Raw genomic sequence first — 23594 nt, forward strand, 5'->3', positions numbered from 1 at the left:
ATGTATGTCGCAGCAAAAGGCGGCGAGAAGGCCATCCGCAACGCCCACCAGCTTCTGGCCAAGCGTCGGCGCGGAAAGACGAATTTGCCCGCGCTCACGCTGGAGCAGATCGCCGGGCAGCTCACCCTTGCGGTCGACCGGGTGATGGCGGAAGGCTCGCTCTACGATGTCGAACTCGCCGCTCTGGCGGTGAAGCAGGCGCGTGGCGACCTGATCGAGGCGATCTTCCTCATCCGCGCCTTCCGCACCACGCTGCCCCGCTTCGGTGCCACTATACCGCTCGACACCGCGCAGATGCTGGTGCGCCGGCGTGTCTCCGCCACCTATAAGGATCTGCCCGGCGGGCAGCTTCTTGGACCTACGTTCGACTACACGCACCGGCTGCTCGATACGTCTCTGGGTGGTGAAGATCCGGTGGCTGGTCAGTGCAGTGAGGTGGACGATCAGGCCAGTGTGTCCGACATCGCGGCGGGTCAGGCCGATGCGTCCAAGCCGCTTGCGATGCCCCGCGTGACCGACCTGCTCGGGCGCGAGGGGCTGGTCGAGCCGGCCCCGGCCGATGACGGTTCCGAGCCCTTCGACATCACCCGCGCGCCGGTGTCCTTCCCGGTGGATCGGGCAACCCGTCTCCAGACACTGGCGCGAGGCGACGAGGGCTATCTGCTGGCGCTCGGCTACTCCACCCAGCGCGGCTATGCCCGCTCGCACCCCTTTGTCGGCGAAATCCGCTTCGGCGATGTCGAGGTGATGTTCGAGCTGCCCGAGCTCGGCTTTGCCGTCTCGCTCGGCCGGGTGCAGCTCACCGAGTGCCAGATGGTGAACCAGTTCAAGGGCTCGGCCGAGGTGCCGCCGCAGTTCACCCGCGGCTATGGCCTCGTCTTCGGGCAGTGCGAGCGCAAGGCGATGTCGATGGCGCTGGTCGAGCGGGCGCTGCGCTGGAAGGAGCTGGGCGAAGAGCCCGGCGCCCCGGCGCAGGACGAGGAATTCGTGCTCTCCCATTGCGACAATGTGCAGGCCACCGGCTTCGTCGAGCATCTGAAGCTGCCGCACTATGTCGACTTCCAGGCCGAGCTCGATCTGGTGCGCCGCATGCGCGCCGAACACGAGACCGAGATGAAGGAGGCCGCGGAATGAACGCGCCTGTCCGCGAGGCCCGCGCTGCCACCGGCGGCTCCATGCCCGACATCACCTACAATTTCGCCTATCTCGATGAGCAGACGAAACGGATGATCCGCCGGGCGATCCTCAAGGCGATCGCCATTCCCGGCTATCAGGTGCCGTTCGCCGCGCGCGAAATGCCGATGCCCTATGGCTGGGGCACGGGCGGCGTGCAGGTGACCGCCGCCGTGCTCGGCCCGGAGGACGTGCTGAAGGTCATCGACCAGGGGGCGGACGACACGACCAACGCAGTGGCCATTCGCGGCTTCTTCGAGAAGACCGCGCGGGTGGCGACCACCACCGCCACGACGCAGGCGACGGTGATCCAGACCCGCCACCGCATCCCCGAGACGGCGCTGAACGAGAACCAGATCCTCGTCTATCAGGTGCCGATCCCCGAGCCGCTGCGCTTTCTCGAGCCGCGCGAGACCGAGACGCGCCAGCTTCACGCGCTGGCCGAATATGGCCTCATGCATGTGAAGCTCTATGAGGACATCGCCCGGCACGGCCATATCGCCACCACCTATGCCTATCCGGTGGAGGTGGCGGGCCGCTATGTGATGGACCCCTCGCCGATCCCGAAATTCGACAACCCGAAAATGGACGATTGCCCGGCGCTGCAATTATTCGGCGCGGGGCGGGAAAAGCGCATCTACGCCATTCCGCCCTACACGAAGGTGCGTTCGCTGGATTTCGCGGACCACCCCTTCAAGGTGCAGCGCTTCGCCCAGCCCTGCGCGCTCTGCGCGGCGACGGGCGTCTATCTCGACGAGGTGATCCTCGATGATCGGGGCGGGCGGATGTTCGTGTGTTCGGACACGGATTACTGCAACGACCGGCAGGCGCAGGGGCATGTGGGGACGCTGGGCGTGCCCCAGACGCCGTCATCCCGGCCGGAGCCGCAATGCGGCGCAGAGCCGGGATCGCGGGACGATGATGCACCTGTTTCTGCCGACGATCCCGGCTCGAAGGCTTCGCCTCCGGCCGGGATGACGAGGGAGGGGACGATATGACCACGCAGCACGACCACCCCCTCCTCATCGCCGAGGGCCTGTCGAAGAATTACGGCGCGCGCATTGGCTGCCGCGACGTGTCGCTCACCGTCCATCCCGGCGAGGTGCTGGCGGTGGTGGGCGAATCCGGCTCGGGCAAGTCGACCCTGCTCGGCCTGCTCTCCACCGAACTCGCGCCCAGCGCCGGGCGCGTCTCCTACCGGATGCGCGACGGGCGGCTGGCGGACCTCGCCAGCCTCGGCGCGGCCGAGCGGCGGCTGCTGATGCGCACCGATTGGGGTTTCGTGCGGCAGAACCCGGCGGAGGGGTTGCGCATGGCGGTCTCGGCCGGCGGCAATGTCGGCGAGCGGCTGATGGCGGTCGGCTGGCGCCACTATGGCGACATCCGCGCGGAGGCGCTGGACTGGCTCGCCAAGGTGGAAATCGCCGGCGACCGGATCGACGACGACCCGCGCGCCTTTTCCGGCGGCATGCGCCAGCGGCTGCAGATCGCCCGCAATCTGGTGACGCGCCCGCGCCTCGTTTTCATGGACGAGCCGACCGGGGGGCTCGATGTGTCGGTGCAGGCGCGCCTGCTCGATCTCATCCGCCAGCTGGTGGCTGAGCTGGGGCTGGCGGTCATCATCGTCACCCACGACCTTGCCGTGGCCCGGCTGCTCTCCCACCGCATGGTGGTGATGCGGCAGGGGCGGGTGATCGAAACCGGCATCACCGACCAGGTGCTCGACGACCCGCGCGAGCCCTACACGCAATTGCTGGTGTCCTCGGTTCTGGCGGCGTGAGGGGACACATGAGCGGAGCGTCCAGACAGAGCACCGTCATGCCCGTCCCCGGACTTGATCCGGGGATCAGCCCGGGCATCCATGACTTCCAGCGCTCCGTCCAAGGCGTGGATGGCCGGGCCAAGCCCGGCCATGACGTCGCGTGGGGCGGTGGTCGTCGGGCAGGAGAACACACATGAACACCCCCATCCTCTCCGTCGCGGGCCTCTCCAAGACCTTCATCCTGCATCTGCGCGAGGGGGCGCGGCTGCCGGTGGTGGCGGGGGCCGGTTTCGAGCTGTTCGCCGGGGAATGCGTGGCGCTGGGCGGGCCCTCGGGGGCGGGCAAGAGCTCGCTGCTGAAAATGGTCTACGGCAATTACCGCGTCGATGCCGGCACCATCCAGGTGCGCGATGGCGACGAGACCGTCGATGTCGCCACCGCCGAGCCGCGCCGGCTGATCCGGCTGCGCGGGCAGACCATGGGCTATGTCAGCCAGTTCCTGCGGGTGATCCCCCGCGTCGGCGCGCGCGACGTGGTGGCCGAGCCGCTGATCGGCGATGGCGTGGCGCGCGAGGAAGCGACCGCGCGGGCCGGCGCGCTGCTCGCCCGGCTCAACCTGCCGGAGCGGCTGTGGAGCCTGCCGCCGGCGACCTTTTCGGGCGGCGAGCAGCAGCGGGTGAACATCGCCCGCGGGCTGATCGCCCATCGCCCGCTCCTGCTGATGGACGAGCCCACCGCCTCGCTGGATGCGGCCAACCGCGCCGTGGTGGTGGAGTTGATCGAGGAAAAGAAGCGCGCCGGCGTCGCCATTCTCGGCATCTTCCACGATGCCGAGGTGCGCGAGGCGGTGTGCGACCGGGTGATCGACGTGACCGAATTCGGCCGGCAGGCGGCGTGAGGGAATGATGAACGAGACGGTCTATGCCAATGCGCGGCTGGTGCTGGCGGATGCGGTGCGCGCCGGGCACATCGTGGTGCGCGACGGGGTGATCGCGGAGATCGGCGAGGGCAGTGTCCCCCGCACGGCGCTCGACATGGGCGGCGACTATCTGCTGCCGGGCTTTGTCGAGTTGCACACCGATGCGGTGGAGGGCCATCTCTACCCGCGCCCGCGCGTCACCTGGAACGCCTTCGCGGCGGTCACCGCCTATGACGCGCAGATCGCCACCTCCGGCATCACCACCGTGTTCGATTCGCTGCGCGTCTGGCCGGACAAGAAGGCGGTGGGCATGGATGGCGACGCGCCGCTGCTTGCCGCCACGCTGCGGCAGGCGCAGGAGGCGGGATTGCTGCGCGCCGAGCATCACATCCATCTGCGCTGCGAGGTGGCGGCCGATGGCGTGGTGGAGGATGCCCAGGCGCTGATGGAAAGCGCCGATGTGCGCTTGATCTCGCTGATGGACCACACGCCCGGCCAGCGCCAGTTCCTCACCGTCGAGCAGTTCCGCAGCTACTACAAGAAGAAGAGCGGCATGACCGATGCCGAGATGGACATCGTCGTCGCCGACCGGCTCGACGCCCATGCGCGCCTTGCCCGCCCCAACCGGGCGCGGCTGGTGGAATTGGCGCGCGCGCGCTCCATCGTGCTGGCGAGCCATGATGATGCGAGCGAGGCGCATGTGAGCGAAGCCATCGCCGACGGGGTGGCCATCGCCGAATTTCCGACCACCGACGCGGCGGCGGATGGCTCGCACAAGGCCGGCATCCGCGTGCTGATGGGCGCGCCGAACATTGTGCGCGGCGGTTCGCACACCGGCAATGTCGCGGCGCAGACGCTGGCGCAGCGCGGCGTGCTGGACATCCTCTCCTCCGATTATGTGCCCGGCAGCCTACTGCTGGCGGCCTTCGAGCTGCCGAGCCGCGTTGCGAGCATCACCCTGCCGCAGGCCGTGCGCATGGTCAGCGGCAACCCGGCCGACGCGGCGGGCTTGACGGATCGCGGCCGGCTGGCCGAAGGGCTGCGGGCCGACATGGTGCGCGTGGCCGATTCCGGCCCGGCGCCGGCGGTGCGGGAAGTCTGGCGCGCGGGGGCGCGGATCGCATGAGCGGGGCGGACGAGGTTCAGGAGCGCACGGTGCCGGCCCGGCTCGGCCCCGGCGTGCTGGTGCTGGTGGTCGGCCCGTCCGGCGCCGGCAAGGACACGCTGCTCGCCTATGCCCGCGCCCGGCTCGCGGGGCGGGACGACCTCCTTTTCGCCCGCCGCCGCATCACCCGCCCGGTGGACGCGACCGAGGACCATATCGCCATCGACGCCGCCGCCTATGAGGCGGGCGTGGCACAGGGCCGCTTCCCGTTGCACTGGTGCGCCAATGGCCTCGCCTATGCGCTGGGCGCGGAAGTGGGCGAGGCCATCGCGGCGGGGCGCACCGTCATCGCCAATGGCTCGCGCGCCGCGGTGGCGGAGGCGCGGGCGCGCTTCGCCCATCTCAAGGTGGTGCATGTGACCGCCCCGCCGGAGGTGCTGGCCGCCCGCATCGCCGCGCGCGGGCGCGAGAGCGCGTCAGAGGTGCTCGCCCGCCTCGCCCGCGAGCCGGCGCTCGACGCCCCGCCGGAGCTGCACATCCTCAATGTCGACGCGGTCGACGCCGCCGGCGAGCGGCTGGCGGCGTTTCTGCGGGGACTGTGAGGGGGGCGTCGCCTCGTGGCGGTCATTTCCTCATGCCGTCCGCGCCGGGCCGGCGCCGTCAGAGATCGAGGGTCAGCTCCGCGGTGGTCGCCCGCGAGCAGCAGATGATGATGTGGTCGGCGCGTTCCTGCGGCAGCAGCACCTTGTCGCGGTGGTCGATCCCGCCGGCCAGCACCCGCGTAATGCAGGTGCCGCAGGTTCCTTCGTTGCAGCTATAGTCGATGTCGAGCCCCTGCCCGAGCAGGGCGTCGAGAATGCTCTCGCCGGCCGCGACCGCCACGGTGCGCCCGCTCCGCGCCAGCCGCACCACAAAGCCGGCATCCCCCGCGCGCGGGGCCGCTTCCTCATTGGTGAACGACTCGAAATGCATCCGTTCGGTCGGCAGATGCGCGCCGGCCATTGCCACGGCGGTCATCAGCCCGGCCGGGCCGCAGCAATAGACATGGGTGTCGTCCGGCACCGTGGCAAGAAGGTCCGCAAGAGGGTAGGCCCGCGCGGGGTCGCCGCCATCGGCGTGAAGCTCCACGGCGAGCCCGCGCGCGGCCAGCGCCTCGATCTCGTCGAGGAACGCCGCGTCCTCGCTCTGGCGCACGAGATAGACCAGCCGGGCCGCCCGGCCCTCGTCCCGCAGCTGCGCCGCCATGGCGAGAAGCGGCGTGATGCCGATGCCCCCGGCGATGAGCAGGGCCGGGCCTTCGGGCGCCAGCGCGAAGAGATTGCGCGGGGCGGAAACGGCCAGCGTATCGCCGGGCTGCACGCGCTCATGCATCTCGATCGAGCCGCCACGGCCGGCGGCCTCGCGCTGCACGGCAATGCGGTAGCGCCCCGCTTCGGAGGGCGGGTTGTGCAGGGAATAGGCGCGGCGCAGGCCCGAGGGCAGGGTGACGGTGAGATGGGCGCCGGCGGTGAAGGGCTTGAGCGCGCCGCCTCGGGTCTCGGCGACGAGCTCGTAGGAACGGATGGAGCGGGTGAGCTGCGTGATGGAGCGCACGCGGAGCCTGATCTCGTTCATCGGTCGACCTCGCCCTGTGAGCCTGCGTGCCTCACGGCACGAAGGCTTCCGCCTTGTCGAGGTCGCGCAGCATGCGGCGGTACTGCACGGCGCCGGCGTCCGGGAAGCGCAGGTGCAGCTCCTCGCTGATCGCGGTCGGGATCTGCTCGGGGCGCTGGGTCTCGACGATGCGCTGGTCCTGCTCCATCACGATGTCGAAGCCGGCGGTGAACGCGCTGTCCTCCCGGTCGAGCGAGTGATTGCGCCCGACGAAGACATAGATGCGGGTACGCACCTCATCGATGGGGGCGGCGAGGAAGCTCAGCAGGGTGACGTCGCCGGACTTGGCGTTGTCGCCATCCGACCAGGTCTTGCCGCCGGCGGCGTTCACCACGCTCTTGCGGTCATGCACGAGGAAGGGGAACTCGACGACGTAGTCGCGCAGCAGATGGCCGTCATCATAGGCGTAGTTCAGCCCGCGCTCGGTGCGGGTGACCTCATAGGGCTTGATCACCGGGCCGTCGGCCAGTTCGGTATAGCCGGTATGGACGAAGTTGAAGTGCGACATATCCATGGCGTTCTCGACCACCCGGCCCGCCGACGCCTTCCAGTCATAGGCCTTGACGAACACCACGCGGTAATCGTCGCGGTTCCAGGCGTCGTCCGGCCAGACCGGGAACGGCATGGCCGGCGCGGCGAGGCAGACCCAGACCAGCCCATAGGCCTCGCGGGCCTGATAGGCGGTGGCGCGGGCCTTTTCCGGGATCGGCTGGCCGGGCTGGAGCGAGGGAATGTGGACGCAGGCGCCCGAGCCGTCATAGGCCCAGCCGTGATAGGGGCAGACGATATTGCCGTCCCTCACCGTGCCGCCGGCCGTGAAGGCGGCGCCGCGATGAATGCACAGATCCTTGAAGATGCGGACCTCGTCGCCCCAGCGATAGGCGACGAGCTGCTCGCCCAGCATGAAGAAGCGGGCGGGCGCCTCGCTCACCTCGTTGGAGGTGGCGAGCGGATGCCAGTAATGGCGCAGCGATAGCTTGGTCATGCGGCCTTTCCCATGGTTGGACGGACAGGGAGGCGGCGTTCGGCGCCGCTCGTCGTGCCCGTCGTGGAAAAGGCGACCAGCGTGGCCGCTCAGCCTCCGACGGGATGATCGAGCCCGGCTGCGGCGAGGAAGAGCGCCAGCAGCGGGTAATAGCCGGCGATGGCGACCACCTCGCTGGCCCCCGCCCGGCCGAGCGACGCGCCCAGCATGGCGAGGTGAACCGGGTCGGCCTTGTTGTCGGCAATGGCGGCGCGGCAGAAGCCGATGATGGCCGCCATTTCCGGCGGCTCCGCGCCCTCAAGCGGGCGGATGTCGCCACTGCGCGCGGCGGTGATGACGGCCTGGCTCACGCCGAGGCGGCGGGCGATGGGCAGGTGATAGTCCCACTCATAGCCCGAGCCATAGGCGGCGGCGGCGGCGAGGATCGCCACCTCGCGCCGGTCGTCCGGCAGGGCGCCGCCGAAGCGGATCGCCGCGCCGACCGCCTGGATGGCATCGGCGATGTCCGGCGCATCCAGCATGGCGAGGAAGGGCTTGGGCACATCGCCGCGCGGACCCGAGGCAATCCGGTCATACAGGGCCCGCTGGGCCGCGTTCATGGTCGCCGGGTCACGCGCGCCGATGAGCATCATCCCTCTCCTCAGCGCCCGTCGGGACCGCCGGACAGCATGCCCGAGGCGATCTGGCGCGGGCCGAAGATCGCCTTGGCGACGTCGCCGACCGCCTCGACATTCTCCTCGATGCCCTGGAAGCAGACGATGCGGCAGGGGCAGGCCTCAAGCCCTTCATAGCGCCAGGGGAAGGCGCCGATCACCGCGCGCTGGTTCAGCATCAGCTCGATGTCGCCGCCGACATTCTCGGCATGGATGAGCCCGTCCTGGAAGGCCTGCGAGTGGAAGGGGAAATAGTCCTCCACCACCTTGCGGCCCGAGCGCTTGTGGACATAGCTGTTCTTGCCGAAGAACTCGTCGCAGCTCATGCCCACCTTCTCCTCGAACTGCTTGGCGAGGTCGGGGCGCATGCGGCGGATGGTGGTGTTCATGGCGTGGTCGCCCGACCCGCAGTCGATGCCGAACCACTTGATCTTCTTCTTCAGCATCCAGTTCAGCAGCTCCTGCTTGCCGCCCGGATGCATGCAGAAATACTTCACCAGATCCTGCTGCGGCTTGCCTTCCCAGTAGCGGTGCCAGCCGGTGTGGATGATCAGGATGTCGCCGTCCTTCACCTCGACCGGGGCGCTCTCGATCATTTCCGGGGTGATGACCGCCCAGTCTTCCATGTGCTGGGAGACGTCCACCACCGCGCCGGGGCCGACCAGGAAGTCCATCGGGTAGGAGGCCATGTCGCCCATGCCGTCCGTGCCGTGCATGGCGCCGTCGATGTGGGTGCCGACATGCAGGGCGGTGTCGATGCGCTGGGCGACGATGTGGATCGTCTGCAGGTTCTGCGCATAGTACATCTTGTTGCCGGCATAGCCGACCCAGCCCGGCGTATGCACGTTCATCAGGTGGCTGAGGTCGATGATCTTCATGGCGGTCATCCTGTGTTTGGGCCGGGCGTGGCGAAGAACGTGAAGGTCAGGCGCGTGCGAACAGGCGGGACAGCCAGCTCCGCAGCGCCATCAGGATCAGCCGGCCCGTGCCGAGCGGCCGGGCGGCGGGGCGAGTGGCCGGGGCGGACGGGGCGGCGGTCGCGGTGCTGTCTCCAACGGCGGCGACCGTCGGCGGGCCGCCGGATTCCGCCGCGCTTGGCGACGTGGGAGAGACAGGGATGGTCGCCTCGACATTGCGCACGAAGTCGGCGACCAGCACATTGGCGATCTCGGTAATGAGCCCGGTCCGCCCGAACTGGGCGATGGTGCCGGAGAGCTGCACATCCGAGACGACGCCGACCTTCGTCGCCGCGCCGTCGGGCGCCAGCGTGCAGGTCATGGTCATGCGACCACGGCTGTTGCCCTTGCGGTCGACGCCCTTGCCATCCACCGCGATGGTCCGCGCGGTGTCGTCATAGATGACCTCGGCCTCGCCCTCGAAGCTGGCCTGGAAAGGGCCGATCTTGCTGGTCACCTTGCCGGCGTGGCGCCCCGCGTCGCGGGGGCCGAGATATTCGGCACCCGGCAGGCAGGCCGCCATGGCGGGGATGTCGTGGAAAGCCGCCCACACGGCGTCGGAGGGCCGGTCGATGATGAAGTTCTGCTCAAGCTTCATGGCATCCTCCGGCCGGGCTCACAGGACATGCCCGCCGACGGCGAGCCCATAGACATCGGTGCGCCGGTCCTCGCGGGGGCGGATGAGCGCCGAGCGCACCCGTGCGCGACCGGCGTCGGCGAGGTCGATCTCCGCCCGCAGCGTCGCCTCCTCATCGGCGCCGAGCGGGCCGGCCAGCACGGTGCCGAAGGGATCGACCAGCAGCGAGGAGCCGAGGAAACGCGAGACGCCAGCGGTCCCGGCCTGAGAGGCGCAGGCGAGAAAGACCTGGCTGAGATTGGCCTGCACCGCCGCGCCGCGCGCCTGGGTGATCAGGCCACCGGAATCGCGGGGGATGCTGTCGAAGCCGCCGACCCAGGCGGTGGGGACGGCGATGAGGTCGGCGCCCTGCAGCGCCAGCGCCCGCACCACCTCGACGAAGCGCAGATCGTAGCACACGCACAGGCCGATCCGCCCGAAGGGCAGTTCATGGACCGGCAGGCCCTTGTCGCCGGGCGTGAAGATGTGCTTCTCGGCGTCGAACAGATGCAGCTTGCGGTAATGGCCGATGAGGCCCTGCGGGCCCACCAGCATGGCCGAATTGTAGAGCCGGTCGCCCTCCCGCTCGCAGAAGCCGCCGGCGATGTAGCCGCCATGCGCCGCGGCGAGCGCCGCCCAGCTTTCAAAGGTCGGGCCGATCAGCGGCTCGGCCGAGGCCGCGAGGCCATCCGCCTGCAGCCCATAGCCGGAGATGGCGAGCTCGGGCACCACGATCAGCCGCGCGCCCTCTCGGGCGGCGGCGTCGATCGCCCTGGCGATGCGTCGACGGCTGGTTTCCGGCTCATACAGAGGAACCGTCACCTGGATCGCCGCGACACCGATCCGCGTCATCGGCCGGGCTCCGCATCGGCGGGCAGCGCGTTGACCGCCTTGAGCAGCGCGACATCCGCCGGCGCCGGGCCGCCGACGCTGACGATGCCGACCCCGCGATCCGCCTTCACCGCATGGCGCAGACCGACCGGCACATGGACGATGCAGCCGGCATGAAAGGGGATTTCGGTGTCGTTGGTGTAGTCGCAGATCGTTCCCTGACCTTCGAGAATGAAGATCGTGTCCTCCGAGGCGACATGGACATGGGGAACGTTGGCCTCGCCCGGCTCCAGGCGCACATAGTTCATGTTGGCGTTCCACGCGCCGACGCCGGGCCAGACCACGAAACGCGCATCCTTGGAGATCAGCGGCAGGCGCAGGCTGGGATGGTCGCGATGGAAGACACGGATCGCCATGGCTCAGGCCTCGTTCTCGGCGGTGGCTCGGCCCTGGGCGAGGGCGTAGAACGCAGCATCGGGCGGGCAGGGGCCACCCACGAGGCGCATCCCGTCCGTCGCTCCCTCCAGACGGTAGCTGTCGCCCGCATCGATATGGACCATGGCGCCCTCGACGAGCGGCTGGGCGGCGCCGGAGGCGACATCGACGACCACGCCCGCACCGGCGATGACGTAGTAGACACAGTCATTCTCATGGGTCAGGGTGCGGGTGGAGCCACCCGCCCCGATGTCGATCAGATGCAGGCTGCGGAAGCGCGCCCCATTGCCGGGCCAGAGCACGGCACGAGCGGAGCCCTCGCCCTCGATGATCGGGAGCGACATTCCCTCGCGCGCGGTGTCGATCACCCGGACAGCATCGTGAGCGTGAAGCGCCTCGCCTGCATCCCCGTTCGCGACCATTGGAACCCTATCTCTGCTACAGCGGGGTGATGCCCGCGCTGGAGATGTTTATCTCATTGAATAGAGTTTAACGTAGTCAAATATATGCAAACTGGCAACGGTGCGGCTCGACTTTTTTGAACACAATTGAAATATGGAAGTGGTCAGGGGCGAAGGAGACCATCATGGATGCAGATGCCGGACCCGTCGGGGTCGAGGATGTTGCCGAGACCACGGCCAGCACGCTGGCCTCGATCGGCAACCGCATCCGCGAGGTGCGGCTGGCGCGCGGCATCACCCTGCAGGCGCTGGCGCAGATGTCGGGCGTGAGCCCGTCCATGCTCAGCCTCGTGGAGCGCGGGCGCGCCTCGCCCTCGATCGGCTCGCTGATCGTCATCGCCAATGCGCTGCAGATCACCATGGCCGACCTGATGGCGGCCGATGAGCCCAAGCAGGACCGTGTCGTCGTCCATTCCGCCGACGCGCCGATCGTCGAGACCGCCAAGCATGTGGTGCGGCGCCTGCTGCGGCAGGACCGCGACCGCGGCATCTCGGTGGCGCTCAACGAATATGAGCCGCACACCGGCAGCGCGGAGCGGCCGATCTCGCATGAGGGCTTCGAGTACGGCTTCATTCTTGAGGGCGAACTGACCGTCGAGGTCGACGGGGTCGGCCACAAGGTCGTCGCCGGCGATCTCATCGCCTATTCCTCGCGCCGCCTTCACAAGATCTGGAACCACGGCACGCGCAAGGTGCGCACGCTCTGGTTCAATCTGGAACGCGACTAGCGCGTTTCCCGCGTGATGGCCGGCGCGGTCGGCGCGCTCCGCCTCAGTCATGGCCGGCGGCCCCGGCGGCGCGCAGCAGGGCGTGCAGGCGCGAGGGCGAGACCGGCAGCCGGTCGACCGCGCCGGGCCGGCCCAGCGCGTCATCGATGGCTGAGGCGATGGCCGCTCCCACGGCGGTGATGCCGCCTTCGCCGGCGCCCTTGACGCCGAGCGGGTTGAGCGGGCTCGGCGCATCCTCGCGCAGCAGCATCTCCACCGCCGGCACCTCCTGGCAGGTCGGCATCAGATAATCGGCGAAGCTGGTGGCCAGCGGCTGGCCATAGGGGTCGTAGACGAACTCCTCCAGCAGGGCGCCGCCAATGCCCTGCGCGGCGGCGCCGACGATCTGCCCCTCGATCAGCATCGGGTTGATCGCGCGGCCGACATCATAGGCCACGACATAGCGCTCGATGGTCACGCCCGCCGTCGCCCGGTCGATGCGCACCTGCGCGAAATGCACGCCATAGGGGTAGTTCATGTGGCTGGAGGCATATTCGCCTTCGCCTTCGAGGGAGTGTCCCTGCGCGTCGAGATGCGCCGCGATCGCGGCCAGCGTGGCGCTGGCTCCGTTGGGGGCGCGGATCATGCCCGCGGCGAAGACGAGGGTCTCGCGCGGCGCCTGAAGCAGGCCCGCCGCCGCGTCGAGCGCGCGCTCGCGCAGCTGGTGGGCGGCGATATGCACGGCCGAGCCGGTCATCACCGTGACGCGCGAGGCGAAGGCGCCGAGGCCGTATTCAATCCGGTCGGTCTGGCCGTGGATGACGGTGACATCGCCGGGCGCGCAGCCCAGCACCGCGCCGGCGATCTGTGCCAGGACGGTCTCGACGCCCTGTCCCACCGAGGCGACACCGGTGACGATCTCGACCCGGCCGTCGCCGGTGACATGGATGCGGGCGAGATCCTTCGGCCCGAGCCCGCTCTTCTCGACGAAGAAGCCGAGGCCGAGGCCGACGGCTTCGCCGGCCGCGCGGCGGGCGGCGATGCGGGCCTTCAGGCGATCATAGTCGACGGCGGCCAGCAGGCGGTCGAGCAGGTCGTGATATTTGCCGGAATCCAGCACCACCTTGGTGCCCAGCGCCTCGATGCCCCGGTCGAACGGCATCGCCGCCTCCGGCACCAGATTGACCCGCCGGACCTCGACCGGATCGAGCGCCAATTCGGCGGCGATGCGGTCGATCAGGCGCTCGCGGGCGAAGGTGGATTCATAGCGACCGGGCGCCCGGTAGGTGCCCGACGGCGTCTTGTTGGTGAGGCGGATATGCCCGGCCACGCGATAGGCCGGGATCACATAGGGACCAGGCAGCAGGCCGGCGGCGAGGTCGGTGACGGTGCCGCCATGGGTGCGCACATAGGCGCCCTGATCGGTGAAGAACTCCGCATCGAGGCCGAGGATGAAGCCCCGCCCGTCCACCGCCGCGCGCAGGCGGTAGCTCTGGTCGCGCGAGTGGTTGGCGCAGAGAAGGTGCTCGCGCCGGTCCTCGATCCATTTCACCGGACGACGCAGCCGCAGCGCCGCGGCGCAGACCAGCACGTCCTCCGGGTAGAGCTCGCCGCGAATGCCGAAGCCGCCGCCGACATGCCCCTCGCTGAGGCGCACCCGCGCGGGATCGCGCTGGAGCATCCGGGCGATGGCGTCGCGGTTGTAATGCGGCACCTTGGCGGCGCCGTACATGGTCAGGAGGTCGCTGTCCTCGTCATAGACGGCGAGCGCGCCGCGCGTCTCCATCGGCACGCCGGAATGGCGGCCGACCTTCACCGACAGCTCGATCACGCGCGCGGCGGCGGCAAAGGCGGCGTCGAGATCGCCATAGCTCTTGCGGATCACCGCCGGCTCGCTCAGCAGCTCCGGCTGCGTCTGCGGCAGCACCGGCACGGGCGGGGCCAGCGGATCGAGATGCGCGTCGAGCTCCTCGATGTCGCAGAACACGGCGTCGGCGGCGTCCTCCGCCAGATAGGGGTCGGTCGCGAACACCACCGCCACGGGATCGCCGACATAGCGCACATAATCGCGCGCCAGCGCCCATTGACGGTAGGGGCCGAGCCCCTGGATGCGCGTCATGCGGAAGTCGATCTGCGGCAGGTCGGCGATGTCCTCGGCGGTCCAGATGGCGACCACGCCCTCCATTGCCCGCGCCATCACCGTATCAATGGCGATGAGGCGCCCGAAGGCCACGGGCGCGCGCACCACCCGCATATGGAGCTGACCGGGCGCGTTGAAATCGGCGGCGAAGCGCCCTTCGCCGCGCAGCAGCGGCCGGTCTTCGAGCCGGGGGATCGGTTGGCCGATCATGTCACACCGTGGCCGGCGTGGGGGCGGTGCGCATCTGGTTGGCGGCGGCGCGCACGGCCTTGATGATGTTCTGGTAGCCGGTGCAGCGGCAGAGATTGGAGGAGAGCACGTCCCGCATCTCCTCATCGTCCATGTCCGGCTTCTCGGCCAGCGCGCCGGCGGCCAGCATGAGGAAGCCGGGCGTGCAGAAGCCGCATTGCAGGCCGTGATGTTCCCAGAACGCCTGTTGCAGCGGATGCAGCGTGTCGCCATCGGCGAGACCCTCGACGGTGCGGATCTCGACGCCCGTCGCCTGCACGGCGAACATCAGGCAGGCGCGGACCGGCTTGCCATCCACCAGCACGGTGCAGGCCCCGCACACGCCGTGCTCGCAGCCCAGATGCGTGCCGGTGAGGCCGCAGTTGTCGCGCAGCACATCGGCGAGGCTGCGCCGGGCCTCGGCGTTGATGCGGAAGCTCCGTCCATTGACGCGCAGTTCATAGGCGAGCGTGTCGGCGAGGGCGGGCGATGTGGCGTCAAGCATGGACGGCTCCGCTCAGTGCTGGGGCAGGGGCAGCCTCGCGGCTCTGCGCGGCGCGGATGAGCGCGCGCAGCCGCTGAGGGGTCTGCGGCATTTCGTTGATCGCGATGTCGAAGGGGGAAAGCGCATCGGCGACGGCGTTCAGCACCGCCGCCGGGGCGCCGATGGTGCCGCCCTCGCCAACGCCCTTGGCGCCGGTCACGGTCTGCGGCGACAGCGTCACCATATGGACGATCTCGATGTCGGGAATCTCCAGCGCGGTGGGCGGGAGATAGTCGGCGAGCGAGGCGGTGAGGATGTTGCCGTCCTCGTCATAGATCACCTCCTCGAACAGCGCGTTGCCGATGCCCTGAGCGACGCCACCGGCAATCTGGCCGTCGACGATCATCGGATTGACCAGCACGCCGGCATCCTCGACCACGACAAAGCGCAGGATCTTTACCCCGCCGGTCGCGATATCGACCTCCACCTCGGCGATGTGGCAGGCATTGGAGAAGGTGCCGGAGGGATCATAGAAGCCGGTGCCCTTCAGCCCGCCCTTCAGGCCGAAACGGGGGCTCTGGTGATAGGCGGCGCGGGCGATCTCGCTCATCGGCAGCACCGTGTTGGTGCCGGCGGCGCGGGCGTGATTGTCGGCGAGCACGACGTCCCCGGCCTCGCACGCTAGCAGCGTTGCCGCGACGCTGCGCAGCTGCGTGGCCAGATCCTCGCCCGCGAGCTTCACCGCGCCGCCGGCGATCACGATGGAGCGGCTGGCGAAGGTGCCCCAGCCATAGGGCGTCGCGTCGGTGTCGCCGGCGATCACGCGCACCCGGTCGGGGCTGAGCCCGAGCGTGTCGGCGACGAGCTGGGCGAGGCTGGTCTTCAGCCCCTGGCCATGCGGCGAGGCGCCGATCCGCACCTCGACATAGCCGGAGGGGTCCATCGCCATGTCGGCGCTTTCAAAGCCGGGAACGATGCCCATGGCGCGGCCGGCGAAGACCGGCGTGCCGTAGCCGGTGCGCTCGGAGAACACGGCGACGCCGAGGCCGAGATGGCGCCCCTGCGCCCGTGCCTGCGCCTGACGCGCGCGGAAGGCGGGCAGGTCGACATGGGCGACCGCCGCCTCCATCGCCTCCAGATAGGACGCCTCGTCATAGACGACGCCGGTCGGCGAGCGGTGCGGAAAACGGGTAATCAGGTTGCGGCGGCGGATCTCGACCGGATCGAGGCCGATGCGCTTGGCCGCCACCTCCATCAGCCGCTCCATGGTGAAGGTCAGCATGGGGCGGGCGACGCCGCGGAACGGCGCCATCATGCAGGTATTGGTGGTGACGCCGCGCGAGCGGGCGCTGTACTCGGCGAAGTCATAGGGGCCGGGCAGCTCGCCGAACGCCATCAGCGGCTCGACGCCGCAGGTCACCGGGTAGCAGGAATAGGCGCCGACATTGGAGCGCAGATCCGCCTCCAGCGCGATCAGCCGGCCCTCGTCGGTAAAGGCGCCGCGCACGGTGAAGGCCTGGTCCCGGCTGTGCGCGGCGGCCATGAGGTTCTCGCGGCGATCCTCGATCCACGCCACCTTGCGGCGCAGGCGGCGGGCGAGCCAGACCAGCACGATATATTCGGGAAACAGCGACATCTTCTGCCCGAAGCCGCCGCCGACATCCGGCGCGACGACGCGCAGGTCGCATTCGCGCATGCCCAGCGCGTCGGCGATGCCGGTGCGCAGCATGTGCGGCATCTGCACCGAGGCATGGAGCGTCACGCGCCCGCTCGCCGGATCGTAATCGGCGACGCCGCCGCGCGTCTCCAGCGGCATCGCCGACTGCCGGCGCGAGCGCAGATTGAGCTCGACCACATGGGCCGCCGCCGCCATCGCCGCATCGAAACCGGGGGTCTTGAGGCGCCCTTCCACCAGCACATTCGCCGGCGCCTCCGGGTGCACGACGGGCGCGCCGGGGGCGAGGGCGGCATCGACATCAATCACCGGCTCGGTGGGCTCAATGTCGATGAAGACCTGGTCGGCGAGGTCTTCGGCTTCCGCCGGCGAGGGCGCGACCGCCACGGCGACGGCCTGCCCGGTGAACAGCACGCGGTCCACCGGCAGCACCGGCTGGCCGACCGCGACATAGTCCGGCCGGTTGAGAACCGGGCATATGGGCAGGACATCGGCCAGATCGCGACCGGTGAAGACGGCGTGATCGGCGCCCAGTCCCTCCGGCACCTCGATCGCGCTCACCGCGCCGGCGGCCACCGGGCTGCGGATGAAGGTGACCGACAGCGCGCCTTGGGCGAAATCCGCGACATAGCGGCCGAGGCCGCGCAGCAGGCTCGGATCCTCGGTGCGGGGCAGCGAACGGCCGACCCAGCTCATCGCACGGCCTCGCCCGCATGGTCCGGCAGGCCGCAGGCACGGGCGAGGGCGCGCTCGATCACCGTGCCCACCAGGTCGCGCCGGTACTCGCTGGAGGCGTGGATGTCGCCGGAAGGCTCGATCCGGCCCTGCGCATCCGCCGCCACCTCCCGGAACAGGGCGGCATCGGGGGCGCGGCCGCAGAGCATGGCCTCGCCGGCGGTCAGCCGGATCGGGCGGTCGGAAACGCTGCCAAGGCCCAGCCGCGCCTCGGCGATGCGTCCATCCTCCAGGCGCAGGAACGCCAGCGCCATGGCGAGGGCGAAATCTCCCTTGCGCCGTGAGAACTCATAGAAGCCGCCGCGCCAGTCGCCCGGATAGGGCGGAATCTCGATGGCGCGCAGCAGGTCTTCCTCGCCGATGGCGGTGGTGAAGGTGCCGCGGAAGAACGCGGGCGCCGGCACGCGCCGTTCGCCGGAGGGGCCGCAGATCACCATCACCGCGTCGAGCGTCATGGCGGTGAGGCACCATTCGGAGGCCGGGTCGGCGTGGGACAGGCTGCCGCCGAAGGTGCCGCGCTGGCGGATCGGGTAATGGGCGATATTGGTCACCACCCGCGCCAGAAGCGCACCGACCGGACCGGGTTCGACCGGGGTGTGGAACGCCGCATGGCGGGTCAGGGCGCCAATGGTGAGGCCGGCCGCGCTGGAGCCGGTGACGCCCGCCAGACCTTCGATCGCGTTGATGTCGATGAGCACGCCGGGGCGGGCGAGGCGGAAGTTCATCGCCGGGACGAGGCTTTGGCCGCCGGCGAGGATCTTGGTGTCGCCCGCATGTTCCCGCAGCAGCGCCAGGGCGTGCGGCACGTCGGTGGCGCGGTGATATTGGAAACGTGACGGCTTCATCAGCTCCACTCTGCAAGGACCGCGACGCTGCGGCAGAAAACCCGCGCAGCACCGCCCCGACCTAGGCTTGCATATTTTGACGAGATTGGAATCACTTTATCAATATGAAAAATTGAGCATGTGAGATGCGCCGGATCCTCCGCTTCGAGCGCCCGCCGGTTCATGGCGGAGGGCTCCTCACCACGCTAAGCCATTTCATGTTGATGTAAATTGCCGGACACAGCCCGAATGGAGACAGCCGCGAAACATCACGCGGGCGCGTTGAGCCGGTGAAGCCCGCCGCCGCCAATGAGAGAGGCGGTCGCTGCCCAATTATCGATCAGATTAAAAATATTGGCATTTAGGTGATAAAAATTTTGACGTAATCAAAAAACGCTCTACGCTCACCGCATTCCCTTTGGAAATGACGGCGGCAAGCGGGAGGCGACGGGAGGATGGATACGCTCATCTTCGGCACGATCTCGGCCAGCGTTCTCCTGATGGCGTCCATCGGTTTTTCAATGACGTTGAAAACTGATGGCTTTGTCAACATCGCCCACGGCCAGATGCTGCTGCTCGGTGCCTATCTCGCGCTCGGCGCCGACCGGCTCGGCCTGCCGATCGCCGTCGCGGCGCTGGGCAGCGCCGTCATCTGCGGCTTTGTCGGGGTCGTCATGAACCGGGTGCTGTTCCAGCCGGTGAAGCGGCAGGGCGCGCTGGTGCTGCTGTTCACCTCGGTCGGGGCCGCCTATGTGATCTATGGGCTGGTCGGCGCCATCGCCGGCACCCGCATGACCGGCTACGACCTGCCCCCGGCCCGCGCCATCCAGATCGGCGGCGAACCGTTCATGACCGTCTACGAGATGGCCATCGTGGTTCTGGCCGTGCTCTCGGCGCTCGCCGTCCATCTCTTCCTGACCTACACCTGGACCGGCACGTCGATCCGCGCCGTCTCCGACAATGAAAGCCTGGCGCGGGCCCGCGGCTTCGATCCACGCCGGACCTCGGACGTCGTCTGGTTCGTGGCCTCCATGCTGGCGGGGCTCGGCGGCGTGCTGCTCGGCATCGTCGGCTCGCTGCATATCCAGATGGGCTGGCAGCTCACCGTCATGGTGCTAGCCACCACGGTGCTGGGCGGGCTGGGCAGCATTTACGGGGTGATGCTCGCCTCGGTGATCCTCGCCTTCGGCATCGAACTCGGTCTCACCGTGGTGCCGTCGAGCTACCGCACCGGGCTGGCCTTCCTTCTCATCATCGCGGTGCTGCTGGTGCAGCCCGGAGGGTTGCAGGCGCTCTGGGGCGCCGGGCGTACCCGCATCCATTGAGCGGAGGACAGCATGAGCGGCTTCATCCTCTTTCTGGTCAGCCTGCTGAGCCTTGGCGCGATCTACGCCATTCTCTGCCTGGCGCTGAACCTCGAATCCGGCGTCGGCGGGCTGTGGGATCTCGGCATCGCCTCGTTTTTCGGCATCGGCGCCTACAGCTATGTGCTGGTCACCGCCGGCCCGGCGGCGGCCTACCAGCATTATCTGCTCGGTCTCGGCCTGCCGATCTGGATCGGCATTCTTGCCGCCATGGCGATGGCGTGCCTGTGCGCGGCGCTCATCGGCGCGCTGACGCTGAAGCTCAAGCGCGAATATTTCCTCATCACCACGCTGGCCTTCTCCGAGGTCATCCGGCAGGTCTATGCCAATGAGGACTGGCTGACGAACGGGGTCGCCGGCATTTACGGGCTGGCCCAGCCGCTGCGGGGCTGGGTGGCGCCGGAGCTCTATCCCTATCTCCTGCTGGCGCTGATCCTCGCGGGTCTCGCTCTGGTCGCCCTGCTGGTCACCCACCTCTCGCAGGCCCCGTTCGGACGGACCCTGCGCGCCCTGCGCGAGAACGAGGCGCTCGCGGTGACGGCGGGCATCGATCCGCGCCGCTTCCACCTGCGGGCCTATGTCATTGCAGGCATGCTCAGCGCCGTCGCCGGGGTGTTCTACGTCTGGTACAACACCATCGTTAACTCCGCCCAGTTCGGCAACGACATCACCTTCTTCGTCTGGACGGCGCTGATCATCGGCGGCATCGGCCGCACGCGGGGCGCGCTGCTTGGCGGGTTCATCTTCGTCCTGCTGCACGATCTGCTGCGCTTCGTCTCGGTGTCCGGCGAGATGGCGGCGACGCTCTCCTCGCTGCGCACGGTGGCGATCGGCGCGGTGCTCATCCTCATCCTGCGCTTCCGTCCCAATGGTCTGATCCCCGAGCGCCCGCTGACGCTGGCACCCTCCGGCATGGCGACGGTTTCCCCGTCATCCATGGTGTCGCGCCATGTCTGATGCCGCCGTTTTCCCCCTCCTCGACGTATCCGGCATCAAGCTCGCCTTTGGCGGGGTGAGGGCCGTCGACGATGTCTCGCTCTCGGTCGCTCCGGGCTCGATCACCGGCCTGATCGGCACCAATGGCGCGGGCAAGACGACGCTGTTCAACATCGTCTCCGGCTTTCTGAAGCCCAATGCCGGCATCATCCGGCTCGACGGCGCGGACATTACCCCGCTCGCGCCGCACGCCATCGCCGGGCGCGGACTCCTGCGCACCTTCCAGACGGCGGTCGGCTTCCCCCGGCTGACGGTGATGGAGAACATGCTCGCCTTCTCGCAGGCCGACCGCGCGGCGCGCCTGTCGCTGCTCAGCGGCCGCCGCCTCGACCGGGCGACGCAGGAGCGGGCGGAGGAGATCCTTGCCAGTTTCGGCCTCATCCACCGGCGGGATCACTGGTGCCGCGACCTGTCCTCGCCCGAACTGAAGATGCTGGAATTCGCGCGGGCCATGATGGCACGCCCGCGTCTCATGCTGCTTGACGAGCCGGCCGCCGGCATCAACCCGGCGCTGATGGAAAGCCTCGCCGAGCGCATCAAGGCGCTGCGCCTCCAGGGCGTCAGCTTCCTGCTGGTCGACCACAATCTGCGCTTCGTCTGCGATGTCTGTGACGACGTCTACGCCATGGCGGATGGCCGCGTGATCGCGCAGGGGCCGACGCGCGACGTGATCGAGAACCCGAAGGTGCTCGAGCTCTATATCGGCCCCCCTCCAGAACAGACCCGGCACTAGCCGGGCGATCCATCTTCCTTCCAGATAAGGGACAGTTGCATGATCAAGGCCTTCAAGCGTGCCCTCATCCTCGCCGCCATCCCCTATGTGGTGTGGGGTGGCGCCTCCATTGCCCTGGCGCAGGACGTGAAGTTCGGCCTCATGGTCGGCTTCTCCGGCGACATGGCGCCCTGGGCGCCCGCGCTCAACAACGCCGCCGTGCTCGCGGTGGAAGAGATCAACGCCTCCGGCGGCGTGCTCGGCCAGCCGCTGAAGCTGATCTCCGAAGACAATGCCTCCACCGCCGCCGGCGGCGTGCGCGGCGCGCAGAAACTGGTGAGCGTCGACAAGGTGACGGCGATCATCGGCCCGGAATCCGATCCGATCATGGCCCTGACCGGCTTCGCCAAGGACAACAAGGTGCCGATCATCTCCTCCTCGGCCGGCACCGAGGCCCTCGACACCGCCGGCGGCACCGGCAAGTTCATCTACCGTACCAACGCCTCCGACACCTTCCTCGGCATCGTCCACGCCAAGCTCATTCTCGACGAGATGAAGCAGAAGGAGGTGGTCGTGGTGGTGGAGAACACCGAGGGCACGCTGTCGGGCGCCAACACCTTCATCCGCAATTACGAGAAGATGGGCGGCACGATCGTCAAGAAGGTCGTGCTGGCGCCGGGCCAGTCGAGCTATCTCAACGAGATCAAGGAAGTGGCCAGCGCCAAGCCCAAGCTGGTGTTCCTCGCCGTCGGCCAGACCACCGGCGTCAACTTCACCAAGCAGGCCTATCAGCGCGCCTATGAGTGGAAATATTGGGTGACGGCCGAGCTGCAGAGCGACGATTTCGTCAAGGCGGCCGGCGTCGAGGTGGCCAAGGGCGCCATCAACCCCGTCAGCAGCCAGGTTGAGGGCGCGCCGGGCTGGGAGCGCTTTTCCGCGGCCTATGAGAAGCGGTTCGGCGAAAAGCCGCAGTCCGGCTTCTACCAGGCGGAGACCTATGACGCCGTCATCCTCGCGGCTCTGGCGGCGCAGGCGGCGGGCGATGCCAGCGGCGCGGCGATCGACGCAAAGCTGATCGACGTCTCCCGCGGCGGCAAGAAGGTCTACAGCTATGCCGAGGGCGTGGCCGCGCTGAAGGCCGGCGAGGACATCGATTATGAAGGGGCGTCCGGCCCGCTCGACTTCAGCCCCACCGGCAATGTCGCCGTCCCCGCCGCCCGCCTTCTGCAGGTGAACGACAAGGGCGCGTGGGTGACGCTGAAGACCGTCGACACGTCGAGCTATCCCACCAACTGACGCGGCCCCCGCGCGGGGCCCCTCCCGCGCCCGGCCGCTGTCGGGCTGTGGAACCGGCGGTCTGAGCCCGCCGGTTCCACGCTGCCCACCTCGCGCTGCCGATCCCTCGCCCCACGGAGGCGATCCATGAGTCCCCCTGCGAGTCCCAACGCTGCCGCGCCCATTCTCAGCGTCAAGGCCCTCAGCGCCGGCTACGGAAAGCTGCCGGTGCTGCACGGGCTGTCGCTCGACATAGCCCCCGGAGCCATGGTCGCCATCATCGGCCCCAATGGCGCGGGCAAGTCGACCTTCGCCAAGGCGCTGATGAAGGGCGTCGATATCTTCGGCGGCGAGGTGCACTTCAAGGGCGCCCGCATTGATGGGCTGGAAACCCAGGCCATCGCCGCGCGCGGAGTCGGCTATGTGCCGCAAACGGGCAATGTCTTCGTCAATCTGACGGTGCGGGAGAACCTTGAGCTCTCCTGCAACCTGCTGACGCGCGGTTCGCCGGCGCGTGCGGTGGAGGGCGTGTTCGAGCGCTTTCCGCGCCTGCGCGAACGGGCCGGCCAGAAGGGCGGCTATCTGTCCGGCGGTGAGCGCCAGATGCTGGCCATCGGCTCGGCGCTGATCGCGGAGCCGGATCTCGTCATTCTCGACGAGCCGACATCCGGCCTCTCGCCAAGCCTGATCAAGGAAGTCTCCGCCGGTATCCGCGCCATCAGCGCGAGCGGGCGCACGGTCATCTGGATCGTCGAGGAGAACCCGCGCGAGGTGCTCGCCCTCGCTCATTGGGCCTGCGTCCTCGATGGCGGCACGCTGCGCATGAGCTGCCCCGCGCGCGAGATTCTCGAGGCGCCGAACTTCCGCGAACTCTTCCTCGGGGTCTGACGTCCAGAGGGGGCGCG

The 23594-nt window shown here is 68.8% G+C and carries 24 protein-coding genes; 12 read left to right on the forward strand and 12 right to left on the reverse strand.

Annotated elements, in window-relative coordinates:
* The 6 genes from OU996_RS11125 (at position 1) to phnN (ending at position 5561) form a co-directional block, all read left to right on the forward strand.
* A complete protein-coding gene (locus OU996_RS11125) occupies positions 1-1134 on the forward strand; it encodes a carbon-phosphorus lyase complex subunit PhnI (protein WP_267581668.1) in 1134 nt (377 codons plus the stop codon).
* Complete coding sequence (locus tag OU996_RS11130; protein ID WP_420712624.1) at positions 1131-2171, forward strand: alpha-D-ribose 1-methylphosphonate 5-phosphate C-P-lyase PhnJ; 1041 nt, start codon at positions 1131-1133, stop codon at positions 2169-2171. Before OU996_RS11125 ends, OU996_RS11130 begins: the two co-directional genes overlap by 4 nt.
* Positions 2168-2953 carry a phosphonate C-P lyase system protein PhnK gene (gene phnK, locus OU996_RS11135; protein ID WP_267581669.1) on the forward strand — a complete coding sequence of 262 codons (786 nt, stop codon included), beginning with the start codon at positions 2168-2170 and terminating at the stop codon, positions 2951-2953. Before OU996_RS11130 ends, phnK begins: the two co-directional genes overlap by 4 nt.
* 175 nt (positions 2954-3128) lie before the next feature.
* Positions 3129-3833, forward strand: a complete 705-nt coding sequence (gene phnL / locus OU996_RS11140) for a phosphonate C-P lyase system protein PhnL (protein ID WP_267581670.1) — start codon at positions 3129-3131, stop codon at positions 3831-3833.
* A 7-nt stretch (positions 3834-3840) separates the two neighbouring features.
* Positions 3841-4980, forward strand: coding sequence for an alpha-D-ribose 1-methylphosphonate 5-triphosphate diphosphatase (locus OU996_RS11145; protein WP_267581671.1), 1140 nt, complete (start codon positions 3841-3843; stop codon positions 4978-4980).
* Positions 4977-5561: a phosphonate metabolism protein/1,5-bisphosphokinase (PRPP-forming) PhnN gene (gene phnN / locus OU996_RS11150; RefSeq protein WP_267581672.1), complete on the forward strand. Its 585-nt coding sequence runs from the start codon at positions 4977-4979 to the stop codon at positions 5559-5561. The genes OU996_RS11145 and phnN overlap by 4 nt, the downstream gene beginning before the upstream one ends.
* A 58-nt stretch (positions 5562-5619) precedes the next feature.
* Here phnN and OU996_RS11155 read toward each other — a convergent pair whose 3' ends face one another.
* The 8 genes from OU996_RS11155 to OU996_RS11190 form a co-directional block, all read right to left on the reverse strand.
* Entirely contained in the window at positions 5620-6573 is a 954-nt protein-coding gene (locus OU996_RS11155; protein ID WP_267581673.1) for a PDR/VanB family oxidoreductase, read from the reverse strand.
* Between the two features lie 31 nt (positions 6574-6604).
* Positions 6605-7597: an aromatic ring-hydroxylating oxygenase subunit alpha gene (locus OU996_RS11160; protein WP_267581674.1), complete on the reverse strand. Its 993-nt coding sequence runs from the start codon at positions 7595-7597 to the stop codon at positions 6605-6607.
* A gap of 89 nt (positions 7598-7686) precedes the next feature.
* On the reverse strand, positions 7687-8229 hold the full coding sequence (locus OU996_RS11165; protein WP_267581675.1) for a carboxymuconolactone decarboxylase family protein: 543 nt from the start codon (positions 8227-8229) through the stop codon (positions 7687-7689).
* Positions 8230-8237: 8 nt separating this feature from the next.
* Positions 8238-9128: a cyclase family protein gene (locus tag OU996_RS11170; RefSeq protein ID WP_267581676.1), complete on the reverse strand. Its 891-nt coding sequence runs from the start codon at positions 9126-9128 to the stop codon at positions 8238-8240.
* A gap of 46 nt (positions 9129-9174) precedes the next feature.
* A complete protein-coding gene (locus OU996_RS11175; RefSeq protein ID WP_267581677.1) occupies positions 9175-9804 on the reverse strand; it encodes an SRPBCC family protein in 630 nt (209 codons plus the stop codon).
* Between the two features lie 18 nt (positions 9805-9822).
* A complete protein-coding gene (locus OU996_RS11180) occupies positions 9823-10674 on the reverse strand; it encodes a nitrilase-related carbon-nitrogen hydrolase (protein WP_267581678.1) in 852 nt (283 codons plus the stop codon).
* Entirely contained in the window at positions 10671-11069 is a 399-nt protein-coding gene (locus OU996_RS11185) for a cupin domain-containing protein (protein WP_267581679.1), read from the reverse strand. Before OU996_RS11185 ends, OU996_RS11180 begins: the two co-directional genes overlap by 4 nt.
* A 3-nt stretch (positions 11070-11072) precedes the next feature.
* Positions 11073-11510, reverse strand: a complete 438-nt coding sequence (locus OU996_RS11190; RefSeq protein ID WP_267581680.1) for a hypothetical protein — start codon at positions 11508-11510, stop codon at positions 11073-11075.
* A 164-nt stretch (positions 11511-11674) separates the two neighbouring features.
* On the opposite strand from OU996_RS11190, the gene OU996_RS11195 reads away from it, so the two are divergent.
* Complete coding sequence (locus OU996_RS11195; RefSeq protein ID WP_267581681.1) at positions 11675-12277, forward strand: helix-turn-helix domain-containing protein; 603 nt, start codon at positions 11675-11677, stop codon at positions 12275-12277.
* A gap of 43 nt (positions 12278-12320) precedes the next feature.
* On the opposite strand, the gene OU996_RS11200 is transcribed toward OU996_RS11195, so the two are convergent.
* The 4 genes from OU996_RS11200 to OU996_RS11215 are packed head-to-tail and all read right to left on the reverse strand — an operon-like array spanning position 12321 to position 18363.
* Positions 12321-14606 (reverse strand): xanthine dehydrogenase family protein molybdopterin-binding subunit, encoded by a 2286-nt coding sequence (locus tag OU996_RS11200; RefSeq protein WP_267581682.1) that lies wholly within the window; start codon positions 14604-14606, stop codon positions 12321-12323.
* Position 14607: 1 nt separating this feature from the next.
* The gene (locus tag OU996_RS11205; RefSeq protein WP_267581683.1) at positions 14608-15129 is read right to left on the reverse strand and encodes a (2Fe-2S)-binding protein; all 522 of its coding nucleotides are present in this window, start codon (positions 15127-15129) and stop codon (positions 14608-14610) included.
* The gene (locus OU996_RS11210; protein WP_267581684.1) at positions 15122-17479 is read right to left on the reverse strand and encodes a xanthine dehydrogenase family protein molybdopterin-binding subunit; all 2358 of its coding nucleotides are present in this window, start codon (positions 17477-17479) and stop codon (positions 15122-15124) included. Before OU996_RS11210 ends, OU996_RS11205 begins: the two co-directional genes overlap by 8 nt.
* On the reverse strand, positions 17476-18363 hold the full coding sequence (locus OU996_RS11215; RefSeq protein ID WP_267581685.1) for an FAD binding domain-containing protein: 888 nt from the start codon (positions 18361-18363) through the stop codon (positions 17476-17478). The genes OU996_RS11210 and OU996_RS11215 overlap by 4 nt, the downstream gene beginning before the upstream one ends.
* 434 nt (positions 18364-18797) lie before the next feature.
* Between OU996_RS11215 and OU996_RS11220 the strand changes: the two genes are divergently transcribed.
* From OU996_RS11220 to OU996_RS11240, 5 genes are all read left to right on the forward strand, one after another.
* Positions 18798-19667, forward strand: a complete 870-nt coding sequence (locus OU996_RS11220; RefSeq protein WP_267581686.1) for a branched-chain amino acid ABC transporter permease — start codon at positions 18798-18800, stop codon at positions 19665-19667.
* A 12-nt stretch (positions 19668-19679) separates the two neighbouring features.
* Positions 19680-20663, forward strand: coding sequence for a branched-chain amino acid ABC transporter permease (locus OU996_RS11225; protein ID WP_267581687.1), 984 nt, complete (start codon positions 19680-19682; stop codon positions 20661-20663).
* Positions 20656-21435 carry an ABC transporter ATP-binding protein gene (locus OU996_RS11230; RefSeq protein WP_267581688.1) on the forward strand — a complete coding sequence of 260 codons (780 nt, stop codon included), beginning with the start codon at positions 20656-20658 and terminating at the stop codon, positions 21433-21435. The genes OU996_RS11225 and OU996_RS11230 overlap by 8 nt, the downstream gene beginning before the upstream one ends.
* Positions 21436-21474: 39 nt before the next feature.
* Positions 21475-22710, forward strand: coding sequence for an ABC transporter substrate-binding protein (locus tag OU996_RS11235; RefSeq protein ID WP_267581689.1), 1236 nt, complete (start codon positions 21475-21477; stop codon positions 22708-22710).
* Positions 22711-22836: 126 nt separating this feature from the next.
* Positions 22837-23577 (forward strand): ABC transporter ATP-binding protein, encoded by a 741-nt coding sequence (locus OU996_RS11240; protein WP_267581690.1) that lies wholly within the window; start codon positions 22837-22839, stop codon positions 23575-23577.
* The last annotated feature ends 17 nt before the right edge of the window (positions 23578-23594 follow it).

Source organism: Ancylobacter sp. SL191 (assembly GCF_026625645.1).
Lineage (GTDB): Bacteria > Pseudomonadota > Alphaproteobacteria > Rhizobiales > Xanthobacteraceae > Ancylobacter.

Bases quoted from the DNA above. Each gene is read 5' to 3' on its own strand.
- OU996_RS11205 (WP_267581683.1), bottom strand. From the start codon at position 15,129: ATGCTTGACGCCACATCGCCCGCCCTCGCCGACACGCTCGCCTATGAA.
- phnK (WP_267581669.1), top strand. From the start codon at position 2,168: ATGACCACGCAGCACGACCACCCCCTCCTCATCGCCGAGGGCCTGTCG.
- OU996_RS11235 (WP_267581689.1), top strand. From the start codon at position 21,475: ATGATCAAGGCCTTCAAGCGTGCCCTCATCCTCGCCGCCATCCCCTAT.
- OU996_RS11130 (WP_420712624.1), top strand. From the start codon at position 1,131: ATGAACGCGCCTGTCCGCGAGGCCCGCGCTGCCACCGGCGGCTCCATG.
- OU996_RS11230 (WP_267581688.1), top strand. From the start codon at position 20,656: ATGTCTGATGCCGCCGTTTTCCCCCTCCTCGACGTATCCGGCATCAAG.
- OU996_RS11215 (WP_267581685.1), bottom strand. From the start codon at position 18,363: ATGAAGCCGTCACGTTTCCAATATCACCGCGCCACCGACGTGCCGCAC.
- OU996_RS11190 (WP_267581680.1), bottom strand. From the start codon at position 11,510: ATGGTCGCGAACGGGGATGCAGGCGAGGCGCTTCACGCTCACGATGCT.
- OU996_RS11200 (WP_267581682.1), bottom strand. From the start codon at position 14,606: ATGATCGGCCAACCGATCCCCCGGCTCGAAGACCGGCCGCTGCTGCGC.
- OU996_RS11145 (WP_267581671.1), top strand. From the start codon at position 3,841: ATGAACGAGACGGTCTATGCCAATGCGCGGCTGGTGCTGGCGGATGCG.
- OU996_RS11225 (WP_267581687.1), top strand. From the start codon at position 19,680: ATGAGCGGCTTCATCCTCTTTCTGGTCAGCCTGCTGAGCCTTGGCGCG.
- OU996_RS11185 (WP_267581679.1), bottom strand. From the start codon at position 11,069: ATGGCGATCCGTGTCTTCCATCGCGACCATCCCAGCCTGCGCCTGCCG.
- OU996_RS11125 (WP_267581668.1), top strand. From the start codon at position 1: ATGTATGTCGCAGCAAAAGGCGGCGAGAAGGCCATCCGCAACGCCCAC.
- OU996_RS11220 (WP_267581686.1), top strand. From the start codon at position 18,798: ATGGATACGCTCATCTTCGGCACGATCTCGGCCAGCGTTCTCCTGATG.
- OU996_RS11240 (WP_267581690.1), top strand. From the start codon at position 22,837: ATGAGTCCCCCTGCGAGTCCCAACGCTGCCGCGCCCATTCTCAGCGTC.
- OU996_RS11175 (WP_267581677.1), bottom strand. From the start codon at position 9,804: ATGAAGCTTGAGCAGAACTTCATCATCGACCGGCCCTCCGACGCCGTG.
- OU996_RS11210 (WP_267581684.1), bottom strand. From the start codon at position 17,479: ATGAGCTGGGTCGGCCGTTCGCTGCCCCGCACCGAGGATCCGAGCCTG.
- OU996_RS11195 (WP_267581681.1), top strand. From the start codon at position 11,675: ATGGATGCAGATGCCGGACCCGTCGGGGTCGAGGATGTTGCCGAGACC.
- OU996_RS11165 (WP_267581675.1), bottom strand. From the start codon at position 8,229: ATGATGCTCATCGGCGCGCGTGACCCGGCGACCATGAACGCGGCCCAG.
- OU996_RS11160 (WP_267581674.1), bottom strand. From the start codon at position 7,597: ATGACCAAGCTATCGCTGCGCCATTACTGGCATCCGCTCGCCACCTCC.
- OU996_RS11155 (WP_267581673.1), bottom strand. From the start codon at position 6,573: ATGAACGAGATCAGGCTCCGCGTGCGCTCCATCACGCAGCTCACCCGC.
- OU996_RS11170 (WP_267581676.1), bottom strand. From the start codon at position 9,128: ATGAAGATCATCGACCTCAGCCACCTGATGAACGTGCATACGCCGGGC.
- phnN (WP_267581672.1), top strand. From the start codon at position 4,977: ATGAGCGGGGCGGACGAGGTTCAGGAGCGCACGGTGCCGGCCCGGCTC.
- OU996_RS11180 (WP_267581678.1), bottom strand. From the start codon at position 10,674: ATGACGCGGATCGGTGTCGCGGCGATCCAGGTGACGGTTCCTCTGTAT.
- phnL (WP_267581670.1), top strand. From the start codon at position 3,129: ATGAACACCCCCATCCTCTCCGTCGCGGGCCTCTCCAAGACCTTCATC.